At 68.9% G+C, this 16,344-nt stretch carries 15 protein-coding genes; 11 read left to right on the top strand and 4 right to left on the bottom strand.

Annotation, left to right across the window (positions count from 1 at the left end):
• Positions 1-224 precede the first annotated feature (224 nt).
• Positions 225-1,064 carry a helix-turn-helix transcriptional regulator gene (locus QR77_RS17135; protein WP_040022717.1) on the top strand — a complete coding sequence of 280 codons (840 nt, stop codon included), beginning with the start codon at positions 225-227 and terminating at the stop codon, positions 1,062-1,064.
• Positions 1,061-1,267, top strand: a complete 207-nt coding sequence (locus QR77_RS17130; protein WP_040022716.1) for a DUF397 domain-containing protein — start codon at positions 1,061-1,063, stop codon at positions 1,265-1,267. Before QR77_RS17135 ends, QR77_RS17130 begins: the two co-directional genes overlap by 4 nt.
• 160 nt (positions 1,268-1,427) lie before the next feature.
• On the opposite strand, the gene QR77_RS17125 is transcribed toward QR77_RS17130, so the two are convergent.
• Positions 1,428-2,336, bottom strand: a complete 909-nt coding sequence (locus tag QR77_RS17125) for an NADP-dependent oxidoreductase (RefSeq protein ID WP_040022714.1) — start codon at positions 2,334-2,336, stop codon at positions 1,428-1,430.
• 159 nt (positions 2,337-2,495) lie between these two features.
• Here QR77_RS17125 and QR77_RS50005 point away from each other — a divergent pair, with 159 nt between their 5' ends.
• The 3 genes from QR77_RS50005 to QR77_RS17110 all read left to right on the top strand — a co-directional run bounded on the left by QR77_RS50005 (position 2,496) and on the right by QR77_RS17110 (position 5,272).
• Positions 2,496-3,776 (top strand): LuxR C-terminal-related transcriptional regulator, encoded by a 1,281-nt coding sequence (locus tag QR77_RS50005; RefSeq protein ID WP_040022713.1) that lies wholly within the window; start codon positions 2,496-2,498, stop codon positions 3,774-3,776.
• A 168-nt stretch (positions 3,777-3,944) separates the two neighbouring features.
• On the top strand, positions 3,945-4,154 hold the full coding sequence (locus tag QR77_RS17115; RefSeq protein WP_040022711.1) for a DUF397 domain-containing protein: 210 nt from the start codon (positions 3,945-3,947) through the stop codon (positions 4,152-4,154).
• A 212-nt stretch (positions 4,155-4,366) separates the two neighbouring features.
• Positions 4,367-5,272, top strand: a complete 906-nt coding sequence (locus QR77_RS17110) for a hypothetical protein (protein WP_040022709.1) — start codon at positions 4,367-4,369, stop codon at positions 5,270-5,272.
• A gap of 145 nt (positions 5,273-5,417) precedes the next feature.
• Here QR77_RS17110 and QR77_RS17105 read toward each other — a convergent pair whose 3' ends face one another.
• Positions 5,418-6,335, bottom strand: a complete 918-nt coding sequence (locus tag QR77_RS17105; RefSeq protein ID WP_040022708.1) for a glycosyl hydrolase family 18 protein — start codon at positions 6,333-6,335, stop codon at positions 5,418-5,420.
• 279 nt (positions 6,336-6,614) lie between these two features.
• Here QR77_RS17105 and QR77_RS17100 point away from each other — a divergent pair, with 279 nt between their 5' ends.
• Entirely contained in the window at positions 6,615-10,052 is a 3,438-nt protein-coding gene (locus QR77_RS17100) for an AAA family ATPase (protein WP_040022707.1), read from the top strand.
• Between the two features lie 93 nt (positions 10,053-10,145).
• On the opposite strand, the gene htpG is transcribed toward QR77_RS17100, so the two are convergent.
• Positions 10,146-12,098: a molecular chaperone HtpG gene (htpG, locus tag QR77_RS17095; protein WP_040022706.1), complete on the bottom strand. Its 1,953-nt coding sequence runs from the start codon at positions 12,096-12,098 to the stop codon at positions 10,146-10,148.
• Between the two features lie 96 nt (positions 12,099-12,194).
• Positions 12,195-12,383 (bottom strand): hypothetical protein, encoded by a 189-nt coding sequence (locus tag QR77_RS17090; protein WP_040022703.1) that lies wholly within the window; start codon positions 12,381-12,383, stop codon positions 12,195-12,197.
• A 537-nt stretch (positions 12,384-12,920) separates the two neighbouring features.
• Here QR77_RS17090 and QR77_RS17085 point away from each other — a divergent pair.
• The 5 genes from QR77_RS17085 to QR77_RS46705 all read left to right on the top strand — a co-directional run.
• Positions 12,921-14,516 carry a phage tail sheath subtilisin-like domain-containing protein gene (locus QR77_RS17085; RefSeq protein WP_040022702.1) on the top strand — a complete coding sequence of 532 codons (1,596 nt, stop codon included), beginning with the start codon at positions 12,921-12,923 and terminating at the stop codon, positions 14,514-14,516.
• 98 nt (positions 14,517-14,614) lie between these two features.
• On the top strand, positions 14,615-15,058 hold the full coding sequence (locus QR77_RS17080) for a phage tail protein (protein ID WP_040022701.1): 444 nt from the start codon (positions 14,615-14,617) through the stop codon (positions 15,056-15,058).
• Positions 15,058-15,573: a hypothetical protein gene (locus tag QR77_RS17075; RefSeq protein WP_040022700.1), complete on the top strand. Its 516-nt coding sequence runs from the start codon at positions 15,058-15,060 to the stop codon at positions 15,571-15,573. Before QR77_RS17080 ends, QR77_RS17075 begins: the two co-directional genes overlap by 1 nt.
• Complete coding sequence (locus QR77_RS47435; RefSeq protein WP_173476313.1) at positions 15,570-15,728, top strand: DUF6760 family protein; 159 nt, start codon at positions 15,570-15,572, stop codon at positions 15,726-15,728. The genes QR77_RS17075 and QR77_RS47435 overlap by 4 nt, the downstream gene beginning before the upstream one ends.
• A gap of 277 nt (positions 15,729-16,005) precedes the next feature.
• On the top strand, positions 16,006-16,344 hold a 339-nt coding region (locus QR77_RS46705), incomplete at its 3' end, for a hypothetical protein (protein WP_040022699.1).

Here is a 16,344-nt window from a genome sequence, read left to right as displayed (position 1 = left end):
TGGGACCCAGTGGGGGGCGAGGGCCCAGTGGCCGCCGGCTTTCAGGAGTGCGGCCAAGTCGTCTGTGTCGGGGCGGGGCTTGGGGTGCGGGGGGTCGGGGCGCATGGGGTTGGAGGGCACAGTCCGCTCCTCTCAGTAGCGATACCGTTACCGGGAGCATTGAGATTGGCCTAGAGTGAGGAGTCCTTCAACTGGCTGGGAGCGAAGGAAGGGTTGAGTGACGCATGGTCAACCGCAAGGAACTGAAGCCTGAGAGCAGTCCGCGCGCGGCCTTCGGAGCCCGTATCCGTAGGTTCCGCGAGAAGCGCGGCTGGAACCAGGAGGAGCTGGCCAGGAGATTGGAATATTCCAGCCAGCATATTTCGGCTGTGGAAACTAATCGGAAGCCCCCAACCCTTCCGTTCTCGCGCAAAGTCGATCTCGTCTTCGGCGTCGCAGGTTCCTCCGATTCGTTCGAGCGCGAGTGGCGCGAGATCCGGCACGGCAGCCTGCTGGAAGGCTTCCCGGAGTACGTCAGTTGCGAGAGCCGGGCAGTGGAGATCCGGTTGTTCGAAGTCGGGATCATCCCGGGGCCATTGCAGACACCGGAGTACGCGCGGGCGATCGCGGACAGCGCCGTACGGCGGGGGGCGAGTACGCCCGAGCAGGCTGACGAGCGAGTCGCGTTCCTGGCGGAGCGTCAAGCCGCTCTGGTGCGGCCCAATCCGCCCATGGTGATCGTGGTGATGGACGAGAGTTGCATCCGCCGGCCTGTGGGTGGTCCCCAGGTCATGGGTGGGCAGCTTGACTGGCTGGTGGAGTTCGCCGCGCTCCCCAACACCATGGTTCAGGTAGCCCCGTACGACATCGGCGAACACCGCCCATTCAACGGGCTGGTTAACCTTCTGACGCTCGCCGACCGGTCCGTCGTGTCTTACGTGGAGTCCGAAACGCAGGGACACTTGGACCGCGAAACCACCTCTGTGGCGCGCATGTTTATGGCCTACCATCAGCTACAAGCCGTGGCAGCGTCGCAGGCGGCATCCGTGGCCATGATCACGCAAGTACGAAAGGGCAATCCGTGACGACCGAATCCCCCTCTCTCCGTTGGGTCAAGTCCTCCTACAGCGCCAACGGTGGCTCATGCGTCGAGTGGGCACCTGAGCACGCCGTGACCACAGGTGAGGTCCTGGTCCGTGACAGCAAGGATCCGTTCGGCCCGCACCTCTCACTGACCACCGGAAGCTTCGCCGGGCTCGTAGAGTTCGCCCGCCGCTTCGACGCGTAGCCCGTGCGCCTGTCTCGTCTGAGCCCCGCCATGCCTCCCCCTCGGAGCGGCGGGGCTCTTCGCTGCGCCGGCTGTCGGCGGGTCTTGCCGATGCCACCGGTCTGACCACCGCCTCCTCACTCGCGCTCAGGCCACTGCGGCCGCGCCTGGTGCCCGCCTGTCATGGCCGAAGGATCAACTTGCCGCGCGCGTGGCCGGCTTCGTTCAGTTCCTCGGCCTCGGCGGCGTCGGTGAGGGGAAGACTCCGGTCGATACGTATGGACAGCCGGCCGTCGGCGGCGAGTTGGGCGTAGTCCGCCAGCTCCGCCGCGAACGGGCCGGGCGTGCCCATGAAGAATTCGACGCCCAGTTCGGCGGCGCGCTGGTCAGCGATGGTGACAACGCGGTCGGTGGTGCCGCCGCGCAGTTCGACAGAGGCTGTCAGCGCGTCGTACCCCGTGGCGTCGTACACGGCGTCGATGCCCTGGGGTGCGACGGCACGAACCCGGTCGACAAGTCCGTCGCCGTACGTGACAGGGACGGCCCCCAGGGACCGCAGGTAGTCGTGGTTGGCCTCGGACGCGGTACCGATGACGGTGACGCCACGGGCGACGGCGAGCTGGACACCGGCGGAGCCGACAACGCCGGCGGCCCCGTGCAGCAGGAGCGTCTCACCGCGAGTCACCTTCAGGACGTCCAGCACTCCGTGGGAGGTCTGGACGCCGACGGGCAGCGCGGCGGCCGACTCCCAGTCGAGCGCGGCCGGTTTGAGCGCCACGTCCGTGGCCAGGGCGTACTGGGCGTAACAGCCGGTCGTGGTCATGCCCATCACCTCGTCCCCCACCGAGACACCCGTGACACCGTCGCCGACCTCGTCGACGACGCCGGCCGCTTCCATCCCCGGAATGACGGGGAAGGTCACGGGAAACTCGTGCTGCAACCAGCCGTGGCGGATCTTGTAGTCCAGGCCGTTGACCCCGACAGCCACGACCTTCATCCGGATCTGGCCCGGACCGGCGTGCGGCTCCTCGACCTCGGCGAGCCGCAGGACCTCGGAGCCGCCGTAGTTCTCGTAGACGATCGCCTTCATGTCTGTCACTCCCTGTCGCATGCGTCGCCGCCCTGACGGCGGATCACTGAGCGCCTCCATCCTCAGCGGGGACGGTCCCGCTCCCGCTGTCCTTTCGTACGGTCATGGCTGGCTGAAAGGACAGCGGGAGCACTGCGCGGGCTGGATACGGTGGGGGCCATGGACCCGATGGCACCGCTCGACGTGATCCAGGCGCCCCTGATCGACACTCTGCCGCGCCTGTCCGCCGCCCTGACCGAGACGATTCCGCACCGTGGGCTCGCGGATCTCTCCGCCAACTGTCCCTACGCCCCGTTCAAGGTCTACGGGGAGTCCCCAGGTGACCCGGGCTCGGCCATCACCACCACCGAGATGCACGCGCTGCGGCCCCTGGTACCGGCCGGAGGGAACTGGCAGGGGTTGGCCCGACTGGCGGGCGCCAGCGTTCCGATCGTGGCTCTGGCCAGCGGAATCAGCGAACCCTGTGCGCTGCTGGTCGTCGTACGGACCGCGGACACCCCGCTGCCGCGGGAACGTCTGGCGCCCGCCCAGGCGTTGTGGGACCTACTGACCGCGCACCGGGAAGGCATGCGGACCGAGATCGTCCCCGGGACACTGGCCGTGTCACGCGCCGCGTCAGCCGCCCGCACCCGCGCCATCTCCGAACTCGGCGGCGCGCATGGAGCCGCGCTCAGCGCGTTGCTGGGCGTCCTGCGTGACCGTGGCCTGGACGACACGACTGCGCGGACCCGCGCCGTTGACCTCGCAATCACCGCCCTGGCGGAACTGCGTTCGCAGGCGGAGCTCGATCAGGAATTGGTGGAGGAGCGGGCCGCGGACGCCCTTGAGCGGCTCGCCGACTCGCTGCGCCGGATACTGCGTGCCCGCAACATACGGCTGGACCTCGGCACACCCGGCGTGGAGGAGGGTGGGGACCGGCTGTTGCCCGGCGATGTCGTCGATACGGCCTCGGCGGCGGTCCGGGCCACCGTGCATGCGTCGCTGGAGGACCAGGGACGCGGGCCGGACGGCGCTCGGCTGAGCCGGATCCACATCGGCTGGAAGGTGAACTCTGCCCGGCTGCGCGCCACGGTGCGGGACGACGGTCCCGGGGCACGGTCCCGGGATTCCTTCGACACACACCGGATCGCGGAACGGCTGACGCCGCTCGGCGGGCAGATCGAGGTGGACGCGGTACCGGGGTGGGGCACGACGGTGATCATCGACATTCCCCTCGCACCGCCGGACGCCTCACGCCGGGACCCGCTGACCGGGTTGGGAACAAGGGAGTTGGAGGTGCTCCAGCATCTGGCTCTCGGGCGGCGCAACCGGGACATCGCCCAAGAACTGCACATCACTGAATCGACGGTGAAGTTCCACATCGCGAAGATCTTCGACAAGCTGGGCGTCAACTCCCGCGGCGCGGCGGCCGCTCTGGCCCATGGGCGGCGCGCCGCCTAGCGGGCCTCGCTGTTTCGGTTGAGGTTTCGGTTGAGATGAGGCCGGAAGCGGGGGAGAGCGCCGGCTTCTGCCGCTTCCCCTCCCGCCGCGGACGCCGCCTCAGCCCAACCGAAACGGCTAGGCTAGAGGCCGAGCACGGTCCGAAGTAGCTTCTGCGGAAGGGCACTTGTGATGACCGAATCCCCGCGCTGGTTCACGTCCTCGTACAGCAACAACGGCGGCACCTGCGTCGAAGCTGCCACCAACCTCGCCGCCGCCCACGGCATCGTCCCCGTCCGGGACTCCAAGAACCCGAGCGGTCCCGTTCTGGGCCTCTCCACCACCGCGTTCGCCACCTTCGTGGCGCACGTCAAGGCAGGCGAGTTCCTCGCCCTCTGAGGGGCCTTCGGGCCTTCCGCCCGTTGTCGCGGTGTGACAGTGTCGTGGGCTGAGAACGACTCGGCGCTCCCTCTCTCACCACGGACTGGTCGAGAGCGGCGGCTTGAGGCACGAGTAGAGAGTGGAAGGGCCCGGGGTTGAGGGAACAAGAACGGCAGCAGAGACCCGGGGGCGTGCCGAGTCGGCCGGCCCGACCTGCTGCGACGCGTGGTATGTCGCCGGCCGAGAGCTTCGCCGGGATCAGCGCAGGGGCGACCCCCGCACCGCGCGAGATGATGGCCCTCCAGCGGTTGGCCGGCAATGCGGGCACCGCCAGGCTGCTGGCGCAGCAGGGCCGGCGGGCGGTTTCCGGTCGCGCGCCCCGGAGTGCGGAAGTGCCGGTTCAACGGCGCCCCGCGCGGGAAGCCGGCGCCGAGGCCCAGGCCCGTACGACCGGGGGACGAGCGGGCGCCGGCGTGCCCGCTGCCACCCAGGCCGTACAGCGGGTGCCCTGGCCCGACCCGGCAGCGGCCCACCGGAACATGCTGGAGCGGGGTTGGCAGCCGACCGGGGACGGCGGGTACACCAGGGCCCCGCAGCCGGAGGCAGGAGAGTCGTCCGGTGGCCAACAACCCGAGGCCGCGAAGCAGGAGCAGGCGGCGGGTGGGGACGACACCGTCACGCTTCGCGTGATGGTGCGGAAGAACGCCAGTTTCCGTGACGAGGACTACCTCCAGCGGGTCGGTCACTCCTGGGTGGCGTTCTACAAGGACAACAAGTTCCAGTCCTCCGCGGGCTTTTATCCCAAGGGCGGGCAGATCAACCAGGACGCACCGCACCGGAGCGTGCCCGGCGAGGTGCGGATGAACCACGACGACCCGAAGGACGCGACCACCGAACTGTCCGTCACCCTCACTCAGAAGCAGCTCTCGAAAGCCCAGAAGTACATTCAGACGAACCTGAACCGCGAATACAACGTGTTCCGCTACAACTGCTCCGACTTCGTGATCGGGGTACACAAGGCCGCCACCGGCCACAGTCCTCCCGGCCGCAACCTGCTGTTGCCGAACAACCCCAACGACCTGCACTCCGGCATCAAGAAGCACAACAACAGCAAGGAGGAGGCGGGGGCCAGGTAGGAGCCGGGCGCCGCCCGTTCTTCGGAGTCCGGCGGCTGCGCCATCATCTTCCGGTACCTCCCCGCCCTTTCGAGCGGGGAGGGGTGGGACCGCCGCAGGCGGCCTTACCGGGAAAGACAACCCAGATTCTTGAGGCCCGTACCGCTCACCGCATCGCCGCCGACATGTTCGCCGCCCACTGCCACGGCGCCGCCGTGCCGCCCGGGTCCGAGTTGAAGTACTCCCATCCGGCGACGCCGCCGAAGTCCGCGTAGCGGGAGGAGAGCGCGGACACGGTCGACTTGAGGGTGTCCATCGGGACGTAACCGCTTCCGCAGTTCGCCGCGTTGGTCAGGGTGCCGGCGACGACCTTCGAGGCGGGTACCACTCCGTGGTTGATGACACCGTCGTACCCGCTGGTGTTCGAGAGCGAGCCCCAGCCGCAGTAGAACTGCGCGTTGAACCAGGCGATGGACGACGCCCGGTCGCGGTAGAGCGCGTCGTAGCTGAAGCCGGAGAGATTGCCCCCGCCGTTGAGCGCCGTCGCGACGGGCGCCAGTGTGACGAGGAAGCCCGAGCCGAAGTCGGTGTGGAGCTGGTCGATGAGCCGCTCGACGCCCGGCAGGGACATCTGCTCCTCGACGTCGAGGTCCACACCGTCGAGGTGGTGGGTGGAGATGACGTTCTTCAACATCGGGTAGTACGTGTCGAATTGGCTGTCCAGCCGCTGGAAGCTGCCCTGCGCGGCGCCGCCGAGCATGCCGAGGACATGGACGCCCTTGCCCTGCATGGCGCCGAGGTCGCTCCACATCTGGTCGAACTTGGCGTCGTCCGGCGGGTTGTCGTTCAGTGTGACGATGCCGTCGCCGTTGAGGTGGATGGCGCCGACGAGTACGTCGGTGACGCCGGTCGCGTTGTCGGTGAGCGGGCGCGGCGAGACGTAGGTGCCGTTGCTGTACTGGGTCTGGTAGTAGACGACAACTCGCCTGTTCTCGGCGGCACTCGCGGGCGCGGCCGCGGCGAGCGGCGCCGCCAGCCCGACGGCGGCGAGAGTCAGTGTGGTGAGCAACTTCCGCAGGCGCATGGTGCGCTCCTTGTGTGGGGGGTGCCTGTAATGAAAGCGCTGTCCCACACGTCCCACAAGGCTGCGCCGTCCAGCCGAATTCGCGCATGTGGCGGACCAGTTGTGTATTTGATCACTCTTTACCCGTCATTCTCTGCTAATCCTGTGACACGCGATCCGGGCTACGGCCTGTAACGGCGCCGATACGCGGACGTCGTCGCCGTCGCCGTCGCTGTCATGAGGGGGGAACGCATGGGCGGTACTTCAGAAGACGCACATAGAGCACAAGGCGCACGGGACATGATCATCGCGATCGAGCAGAAGGCGGTCGACCGCGCGTACGACTGCTACGAGGCGCGCCTCGCCGAGATGACGGCCACGTCACCCGCCTCGGCGTCGGCGAGCGGCAAGGACGGGATCGCCGCGCGCGCCGAGGCCGAGGTCAGGGCCGAGGAGTACGGTGGCCTGGGCGGCGAGTCGCTGGTGGTCAGCCGGGTCGACGTACACGAGAAGAACGAGCCGGGGCCCGAGACCTGGTACATCGGGCGGCGGAGTGTGTTCGACGTCGACACCCGCGACCAGGTGGTGGTCTCCTGGACGAATCCGCTGGCCGTACGGTGGCACAACGCGCAGCCGGAGACCCCCGGAGAGGTGTTGCTGCGGCGGCAGTTGCGGTGTGTCGAGCGCAGGGTCGAGGACTACCTGGACGAGATCGCTCCGGTCGTCGTACCCGGGGTGCCCGCCGAGGCCCAGCAGGACGCGCTCCTACCGGAGACCACCACCGGCGCCGCCGATACCACCGCCGACGCGGCCGATACCGCTACCGACACCACCGAGCAGCACCCCGCCCCGCCGCTCGCCCCGTCCCCCCGCGACATCCCGCGCAGGCGCGCGAGGAAGCCGCAGCCCGTGGACGAGTTCCTGCTCAGGGAGTTGCGCAGATCCCGCAGCGGACGGATGCGCGACATCGTGGAGACTATCCGGCGCGACCAGTTGGCACTGGTCACCGGCTCACCGGCGGATGTGCTCGTGGTCCAGGGCGGTCCCGGCACGGGAAAGTCGGCGGTCGGTCTGCACCGCGTGACCTGGCTCGTCAACAACGACCACTTCCGCCCGCAGGACATCCTGGTGGTGGGTCCGCACCAGAGCTTCCTTGAGTACGTGGGGCGCGTGCTGCCCACCCTCGGCACCCGCAACGTCAACGCCGTTCAGCTCTCCCGGCTCTGGCAGGGCGACCTGCGCGGCGCCGACTCCGCCGAGGCGCGGCTCGTCAAGTCCGACGACCGGATGGCGGCCGTCCTGCGGCGGCGCGTGGAGAGCGAGTGCCGGCCCGAGGCGGTCGACGCACTGATCACACCGTCCTCGGACGACACCGACGAGCCGGCCTTCGCCGTCACCATCGGCAGTACGTCGCTGCGGCTGCCGCGCTCGGAGGTGCTCGGCCTGCTGCGTGAGGCCCGTGAGGGGCCCGGCGCCTACCGCGTACGCAGGAACCGCTTCCGGGACCTGGTGGTCGACCGGCTGCTGGCCGAGCTGGCACGGATCGCACCGCGCCGGGGCCGCGACACCGACCTGCGCCGGGATCTGGAGCGCCACCGGCAGGTCACCGCTCTCGCCGACCGGACCTGGCCGGCGCTGAGCCCCGAGGAGGCCCTGCGGAGCCTGCTCAACTCGCCCGGGAAGCTGCGGGAATGCGCGGCCCAGGTGCTCGGCGACAGCGAACAGGCCGCGTTGCAGCGGCCGAAGGCCGAGAGCGCCGCCGAAGAGCCTTGGACCATCGACGACTTGGTCTGTCTGGAGGAGCTGCGCTTCCTCATCGCGGGGGAGACCCCGCTGCGGTACCGGCACATCGTCCTTGACGAGGCCCAGGACCTCACACCGATGCAGGCGAGGTCCCTGAGGCGACGGTGCCCGACCGGCTCGATGACCGTACTCGGCGACCTGGCACAGGCCACGGGCCCGCACACGTACGACGACTGGAGCCGGCTGGGCGGCCTGCTGGCCGACGGCGGCGACTGGCGGGTGGCGGAGCTGAACACCAGCTACCGGGTGCCCGCCGAGATCATGGAGTTCGTCGCCCCGCTCGCCAGGGCGGTCGCACCGGCGCTGCCCTACCCGGTGGCCGTACGCCGCGCAGGCGACGACGCCGTACGGCTTGTCCCCACGAAACCCTGGGAGTTGCTGGACGAGGCCGTGTCCCGCGCGGCCCGTCTCGTCGGCACCGACGGGCGGTCCCTGCGGTCGATCGCCGTCATCGTCCCCGACGACTCGCACTGGCTGGACGAGGTCCGGCGGCGCGTCGACCGGGCCGAGGGCATGAGCCCGGAGGCGCGCGCCACCGTATCCGTACTGGCTGCCGCCCAGGCCAGGGGCATGGAGTTCGACCATGTCCTGGTCCTGGACCCGACGACCATCGCCGAGGGCGGGCCCGCCGGGCTGCGTCAGCTCTATGTGGCGCTGACCCGCAGCACCCAGACCCTGACCGTCCTCCACACGTCCCCGCTGCCGGAGGCGCTCATCGGCTCGGAGCCGGAGCCGGAGCACCTCGGGGTGGGCGGCGATGTGCGGTTCCGGGTGCTGGGGGCGAGGAAGGGCTCCCACTGGCGGGTCCAGGCGCTCTCCCCGGCCACGGACCGCACCCTGCTCCTTGTCGTACGGCATGACGCGCCGCCGCCGGCGGTCGGCGCGGAACTGGACGGCTGGGTGATGCACAACGAGGGGCGGATAAGTTTCGTCTCGGCCAGCGACTTCGGCCGTAAGCCCATCTCGCCGGGTATGGCGGCCCGTTACGCGACCGCGCTCGGCGTCCTGGCGGAGTTCACCGGCGCCCCCGACACCGTCCCGCCGGAGGCGGGGGCCCGGCTGTCGGAGCTGAAGGGGATGGCGAACCGCTGCCTGCGCAGGGACCGGGCCGACTGGCTGAGCGTATGGCGGCTGCTCGGTTCCCCCGACACGGAGCGGCTGACCGCGCTGCGCGACCTGGCGCAGAGCGCACGGGACGCCGTGACCTCGGGCGAGACCTCGGGCGACGCGGGTCTCGGCGCGCGGCTGGTGTCCGACCCGGTGTGCGGTGATTGGCAGGGCGCGCTGACCAAGGCCCATACGCAACTGACGAGTTCGCGGGAGAAGGAAGCCGAGCGGTCGGCGGAACCGCCGACTAAACCACCGACGGAACAGCCAACCGAGCAGCCGACCGAGCAGCCGATCGAGCCCCCGACTGAACTGCCGACCGAGGACGAAGTGACGCCCCCCGAAACCGAGTTGGCCCCTGCCCTCGCCACCGCCCACAGCGAGGACTTCCCACTCCTGCTGGAGGCCGAGGCGAGGACCGACCGGGACTGTCACACGCACGAGGCGGTTCGGTTCGAGTTGGCAGCCGCTCTCCACCGCGCCGGCCTGCGCCCGTCGCTCGAATCGCCGCTGGTGGACCTCAGTTGTGTCGGCGCGGAGGGCCTGTTCGTGTACGAGGTCCTGGGCGCCGGGCGGTCGGCGTACGCGGACGTACGCGCCGGGGCCGCCCGGCTGCTGGAGGTCGACCACACCCTGCCGCGCCGGGCCGAACGCCTCTACCTGGTCCTCTCCGAACCCCCGGCCGACGCCTGGGCGGTGGACACCGTACGAGAGGTCTTCGGCGTCCGGCTCCTGTGGCAGACGTCGGACGGCTGGGGCGGCCAGGAGAGCGCGACCGCGCTGGGCCGGGCGCCCGAGCAGCCGCCCGTAACGGCACCCGAGCAGTGACGACCCCCGGGGCGGGCCGGCGAACAGCCGCCCGCCCCGAGGGGAGTTGGTCAACGCGCCTTGCGGCAGGGCGCGTCGCCACAGCGCACGCTGCTACAGCGTGCGTTCCAGCCGGTCCGCCATCAGCTTGATGAAGCGCGAGGGATCGCTCAGCTCTCCGCCGTCGGCGAGCAGGGCCATCCCGTAGAGGAGTTCGGCCGCCTCGCCGAGCCCGGTCCCCGTCTCACCCGTGGAGTGGGCCTTGCGTAGCCCGCTGACCAGCGGGTGCGTGGGGTTGAGTTCGAGGATGCGCTTGACGTCCGGCACCTCCTGGCCCATGGCGCGGTACATGTTCGCCAGGGCCGGGCTCAACTCGTTGGTGTCCCCGACGATGCAGGCGGGCGAGACGGTGAGCCGCGACGACAGCCGTACCTCCTTCACGTCCTCGCTCAGCTCCGACGTCATCCAGGTCAGCAGGTCGGCGTAGTCCTGGCGCTGCCGCTCGCGCTCCGCCTCGACCTCCTTCTTGTCCTCGTCGGTGTCGAGGTCGACCTCGCCCTTGGCGATCGACTGCAACTGCTTGCCGTCGAACTCCGGGACCGACTGCACCCACACCTCGTCGACCGGGTCGGTCAGCAGCAGCACCTCGAAGCCCTTGGCCTGGAAGGCTTCCATGTGGGGCGAGCTTTCGATCGCCGTCCGCGACTCGCCCGTCATGTAGAAGATGTGCTGCTGCCCCTCCTTCATGCGCTCGACGTATTCCTTGAGGGTGGTCAGCCGCTCCTCGTCCTGCGTCGAGGCGAAGGACGAGATCCCGAGAATGCTGTCGCGGTTCTCGTAGTCGCTGAGAAGCCCTTCCTTGATGACCCGCCCGAATTCCTTCCAGAGCGTGAGGTAGCGGTCGGGGTTGCCGGACATCATGTCCTTGACCGTCGACAGCACCTTCTTCACCAGGCGGCGGTGCATCAACTGGATCTGGCGGTCCTGCTGGAGAATCTCGCGGGACACATTCAGCGAGAGGTCCTGTGCGTCGACCACGCCCTTGACGAAGCGGAGGTATTCCGGCATGAGCGCTTCGCAGTCGTCCATGATGAATACGCGCTTGACGTAGAGCTGGACCCCGCGCTTATGGCCCTGACTGAAAAGATCCTGCGCCGCACGGGAGGGGATGAAGAGCAGCGCCTGATATTCGAAGGTGCCCTCCGCCTGCATGCGGATGATTTCGAGCGGGTCGGTCCAGTCGTGGCTGATGTGCTTGTACAGCTCGTGGTACTCGTCGTCGGTCACCTCGTCCCGGGACCGGGCCCACAGCGCCTTCATCGAGTTGACGGTCTCGACCTCGGCCTCGGCGGGCGCCTCGGCGCCGTCCTCGGCGTCGTCGGCATCCTCGCCGGTCGTGCCGCTCTTGCCGGCCGTCTCGGAGACCATCCTGATGGGCCAGGTGATGAAGTCCGAGTACCGCTTGACGATTTCGCGGACCTTCCAGCTCGACGTGTAGTCGAAGAGCTGGTCCTCGGTGTCCTCCGGCTTGAGGCGCAGCGTCACCGAGGTGCCCTGCGGCGCCTCGTCGATCGTCTCGACCGAGTACGTTCCCTCACCGTCGGACGACCAGCGCGTCCCCTGGCTCTCCCCGGCACGCCGGGTCAGCAGCGTGACCTCGTCGGCCACCATGAAGCTCGAATAGAACCCGACACCGAACTGCCCGATCAGCTCTTCCGAAGCCGTCGATCCCTGGGCTTCCTTCAATTCCTTCAGGAACTTCGCAGTGCCGGAGTTGGCGATCGTCCCGATGAGCTGGACCACTTCGTCGTGCGACATCCCGATGCCGTTGTCACGTACGGTGAGTGTGCGCAGCTCCTTGTCGAGATCGAGGCGGATATGAAGGTCCGACACGTCTTCCCGCAACTCGCTGTCGCGGAGAGCCTCCAGCCGCAACTTGTCCAGCGCGTCTGAGGCGTTGGAGATGAGTTCCCGCAGAAAGACGTCCTTGTTCGAGTAGATCGAATGGATCATCATCTGGAGGAGCTGGCGCGCTTCCACCTGGAACTCAAAAGTCTCGGTCGGCATAGGTGCGAATTCCCTTTCCTGGACAATCTTCGGCATCAATACAGCAAGCGACCCACCCCATATGATAACCAGCGCCCACACCGGGCCGGATCGGCTTCAGTCGAACCAGACGACAAGCCGTACGTGTTCCGCGCCGTGCAGCGTCCCGAGCGTTCTCATCACGTCCCAGACCGGCCCCCAGTGCGTGCCGTCGCCCGCGACGGAGCGCCGGGTGTGTGTGGCCTCGACGCGCCCCGTCGGGTGGGCCGGCGAGCCGTCTCCGGCGCTGACATTTGTCTCGTTCATGCCATGCAAACGGCGCCCAGGGCCGTGTTTCGGCGGCCCGGATGTGCCCCGACAGACAGTCACTATGCCCTCGGCACCACTCGGCAGCGGGGGTGGCCCCGGTGTACGCATGGGTAGGGCGAGCCGGGAGGCGGTTCGCCGGGCGTCGAGGAGCCAGGGAGCGGCCGGTGTACGCAGTCGGGGAGCCGTCTCCGTACCCTTCGGTATGTTGGCGTGACGGACGGGATCCTGCCCCGTGGCCGCATGTGACAGGGCCGGTCGGTGGCAAAGGTGCGCCGATCTGCCGGGTCGTGGTGTAACCGGGCGCCGCAAAGGGAGGAATTTCGGGGCGAGATCGACAAAACACACCCGGCCGTCACCCGTTCGGGCATCCGGAAGCCTGGCGTCCTTGGCCCTTCCGGGCGCGACGGGCTGCCCTTTGGGGCATGGGACCGGAAGCGGAACTGCCCCCGGTCAGGCACCTGAGGACGTTTCGGTGCCGGGTGTCGACCGGACATGTTGAATCAGTCCCGTCTCGTACCCCGAGGAGAGCAGCGCATGCCGTCGTACTTGTCACCTGGCGTATATGTCGAGGAGGTGGCCAGCGGTGCGCGTCCCATCGAGGGAGTGGGCACCTCGGTGGCCGCCTTTGTCGGCCTCGCCCCGAACGGACCGCTCAACGAGCCGACACTGGTGACCAACTGGTCCCAGTACGTCGCGTCCTTCGGTGACTTCACCGACGGTTACTACCTCGCGCACTCTGTCTACGGCTTCTTCAACAACGGCGGTTCCGCCGCGTACGTCGTCCGCGTCGGCGGAGTGACGGGCGGCGCGTCCGGTGCGGGCTCCCGGACCCCGGCCGCCGTGACCGGTGGCCGCGACTCCGCCCCGGCCGCGCTGCCCGCCGGTGAGGCGAAGCAGCTCGGTACGTTCAAGGTGTCGGCCATCGCGCCCGGCGAGGCCGGCGGGATCACCGTCGAGGTCGCCGACGCCGAGGGCGAAGGCCCCGCCGACCGCTTCCGGCTGGTCGTCAAGGACGGCGAGAAGACGGCCGAGACCTTCGACGTCACCGCCAAGAAGACCAACCGGAACTACGTCGTCACGCAGGTCAAGGAACGCTCCAAGCTGATCACGGTCACGGAGGCCGCCCCGGTCGGGCAGCTCGCCCGGCCGGAGAACCAGTCGGTCGCGCTCCCTGCGCCTTCCGCCTCCTCCCCGGTTCCCGTGGACGACGGCAGCGACCAGGTCGGCATCCGCGAGTACGTGGGTGACTCCGCGGACCGCACCGGCTTCGGTGGTCTGGAAGCCGTCGACCAGATCTCGATGGTCGCCGTCCCCGACCTGATGGCCGCCTACCAGCGCGGTGCGATCGACCTGGAGGCCGTGAAGGCCGTACAGCTCGGACTCATCGCGCACTGCGAGCTGATGGGCGACCGGCTGGCCGTCATCGACCCCCCGCCGGGCCTCAACGCCCGTCAGATCCAGGTCTGGCGCCAGGAAACCGCCGGCTACGACTCCAAGTACGCGGCGCTGTACTACCCCTGGATCAAGGTCTTCGACCCGGCCAGCGGCCAGACGCAGATGGTCCCGCCGAGCGGTCACGTGGCCGGTATCTGGGCCCGTAACGACTTCGAGCGCGGCGTGCACAAGGCTCCGGCCAACGAGGTCGTGCGCGGCGCCGTGGACCTGGAGATGCAGATCACCCGGGGTGAGCACGACCTGCTCAACCCGCTGGGCATCAACTGCATCCGGGCCTTCCCGGGCCGGGGTATCCGGATCTGGGGTGCGCGCACCCTGTCCTCCGACCCGGCCTGGCGCTACCTGAACGTCCGCCGGTACTTCAACTACCTCGAAGAGTCGATCCTGATCGGCACCCAGTGGGTGGTCTTCGAGCCGAACGACCAGGCGCTGTGGGCCCGCATCAGGCGGAACATCTCCGCGTTCCTGGTGACCGAGTGGCGCAGCGGCGCCCTGTTCGGCGCCACCGCGGACGATGCCTACTACGTGAAGTGTGACGCCGAGACCAACCCGCCGGAGTCGGTGGACCTCGGCCGTGTGATCTGTGAGATCGGCGTCTCGCCGGTCAAGCCCGCCGAGTTCGTGGTCTTCCGGCTGGCCCAGTTCAACAGCGGCGGCGGCGAGTTGGACGAGTAGCCGACAGCCGGGGAAGAACGTCGGGCCGGTGACCGGCCCGACATCCCCGTGCGAGAAGCTGCCCAGCACGACCGGTACGAGCAGAAAGAGCAGGTCCCATGAGTCTTCAGCCGGGTGAGTCGCTCACCACACACAGGTTCGGCATCCAGATCGATGGTGTCGGCCTTGAGTACCTCCAGTCGATCAGCGGTTACAAGACAACTCAGGACGTCATCGAGTTGAAGCAGAACTCGGCCAACGGCAAGCCGGTCATCAAGAAGATGCCCGGTGGACAGCAGGCCGGCGAAGTGACCGTCGTCTACGGTGTGACGTCGAGCAGGGCCTTCTACGAGTGGCACAAGCTCTCGCAGAACGGCAACATGGGCGCGGCCCGCAAGAACGCCACTGTCATCTTCTACGACAGCCTCGGCGCTCCGGTGAAGCGCTACCACCTGACGCAGGCCTGGTGCAGCAATGTCACCCCCGGCGACGTGCGGGCCGGCGAGGCGAGCGCGCTCACCGAGACCGCCACCATCGTCTACGAAGACCTGGTACCCGAGTGATGCGTCGCGGACCGGCCACCAGGACCTCGGCCTTCGCGGAGGCCGAGGCCCTGGTGGGATCTGCGGGACCGGCGGCAGGGGCGGCAACGGCCGCCCCGGCCGCGGCCCCGGCCCCGGCGCCCGAACCGGCGCCTGCACGACAGAAGTTGCAGACCGAGTTCGCGTTCGAGCTGCCGCGCGGGTACGTGGACGACGCCGGTGTCCTGCACCGCAACGGGATCATGCGCCTGGCGACCGCCAGGGACGAGCTGATCCCGCTCCAGGACCGGCGGGTGCGGGAGAATCCGGCGTTCCTGTCGGTGGTTCTGCTCGGGCTGGTGATCACTCAGCTCGGCACGGTGGAGTACGTGCACGACGGTGTGGTCGAGAAGATGTTCGCCTCCGACCTGGCCTTCTTGCAGGACTTCTACCGTCAGATCAATGCCGAGGGTCACACACGGGCCGGGGTCACCTGCCCGCACTGCGAGCAGCCGTTCGAGGTTGAGCTCGGCGGGAGCCGCCTGGGGGAATCGTGACGTACGCGACCGACCGTATCCACGAGGAGATCGCGTACATCGCTTACCACTTCCACTGGAGCCTGGAGGACATCCTGGACCTCGAACACCACCAGCGCCGTGGGTACGCCGAGCAGATCGCCTCGCTCGTGACCCGCGCCACGGCCGAGCGGTGAGGGGACGGGTGTAGGCATGGGAATCCTTGATCGACTGCGGGGACGTACGGGTGCGGCCGGTGCGCCGGGCGCGACAGGTACGCCGGGCACGGCGGGTACGACAGCTACGTCAGGTGCGCCGGGTACGGGTGTGAGCGGCCCGTCGGCTGCGAGCCCGTCGGCTGCGGCGGCTTCCGTGGCCGCTTCCGGGGCGGCTTCCGCTTCCGGAACGCCCGTTGCGGCTAACGGCGTTGGGGGTGGTGGCGGCTGGTCCGCCCTGCCGCCGATCCAGCGCGCGATGGCACAACCGACCGGGTACACCGTCGCGTCCGCGAACTTCGCGAGCACGCTGACGACTTGGCAGAACCCCTCCTTCAGCGGGACCTTGTCGCACGCCGTCCTCGACGGCGCGCCGACCGGCCTGATCCGAGACGTACTGAAGCCCGCCGGTACGCCCGGGGGCCGGTCCGGACGGCTCGGCGAGCCCGCCCTGTCCCTGCCCGTCGCGGTGGAAGCGCCGGACGAGCCGGAGGAGGCGGGCGAGGTGGCCGGCATACCGGTGCAGCGCGCCGTGTCGGCCGCTCTCGCGACGGGGCCGCAGGTCGCGCCGGTACGGCCACGGGCCGCTCAGCCCGCT

The sequence above is a fragment of the Streptomyces sp. 150FB genome, assembly GCF_000818195.1.
In the GTDB taxonomy this organism is placed as follows: Bacteria; Actinomycetota; Actinomycetes; order Streptomycetales; family Streptomycetaceae; genus Streptomyces.
The sequence above is the reverse complement of the archived record's forward strand: the minus strand, read 5'-3'. Positions and strand labels throughout refer to the sequence as shown.

Bases quoted from the DNA above. Each gene is read 5' to 3' on its own strand.
- QR77_RS17080 (WP_040022701.1), top strand. From the start codon at position 14,615: ATGAGTCTTCAGCCGGGTGAGTCGCTCACCACACACAGGTTCGGCATC.
- QR77_RS17105 (WP_040022708.1), bottom strand. From the start codon at position 6,335: ATGCGCCTGCGGAAGTTGCTCACCACACTGACTCTCGCCGCCGTCGGG.
- QR77_RS17125 (WP_040022714.1), bottom strand. From the start codon at position 2,336: ATGAAGGCGATCGTCTACGAGAACTACGGCGGCTCCGAGGTCCTGCGG.
- QR77_RS17090 (WP_040022703.1), bottom strand. From the start codon at position 12,383: ATGAACGAGACAAATGTCAGCGCCGGAGACGGCTCGCCGGCCCACCCG.
- QR77_RS17075 (WP_040022700.1), top strand. From the start codon at position 15,058: ATGCGTCGCGGACCGGCCACCAGGACCTCGGCCTTCGCGGAGGCCGAG.
- htpG (WP_040022706.1), bottom strand. From the start codon at position 12,098: ATGCCGACCGAGACTTTTGAGTTCCAGGTGGAAGCGCGCCAGCTCCTC.
- QR77_RS50005 (WP_040022713.1), top strand. From the start codon at position 2,496: ATGGACCCGATGGCACCGCTCGACGTGATCCAGGCGCCCCTGATCGAC.
- QR77_RS17135 (WP_040022717.1), top strand. From the start codon at position 225: ATGGTCAACCGCAAGGAACTGAAGCCTGAGAGCAGTCCGCGCGCGGCC.
- QR77_RS17085 (WP_040022702.1), top strand. From the start codon at position 12,921: ATGCCGTCGTACTTGTCACCTGGCGTATATGTCGAGGAGGTGGCCAGC.
- QR77_RS17110 (WP_040022709.1), top strand. From the start codon at position 4,367: ATGTCGCCGGCCGAGAGCTTCGCCGGGATCAGCGCAGGGGCGACCCCC.
- QR77_RS17100 (WP_040022707.1), top strand. From the start codon at position 6,615: ATGATCATCGCGATCGAGCAGAAGGCGGTCGACCGCGCGTACGACTGC.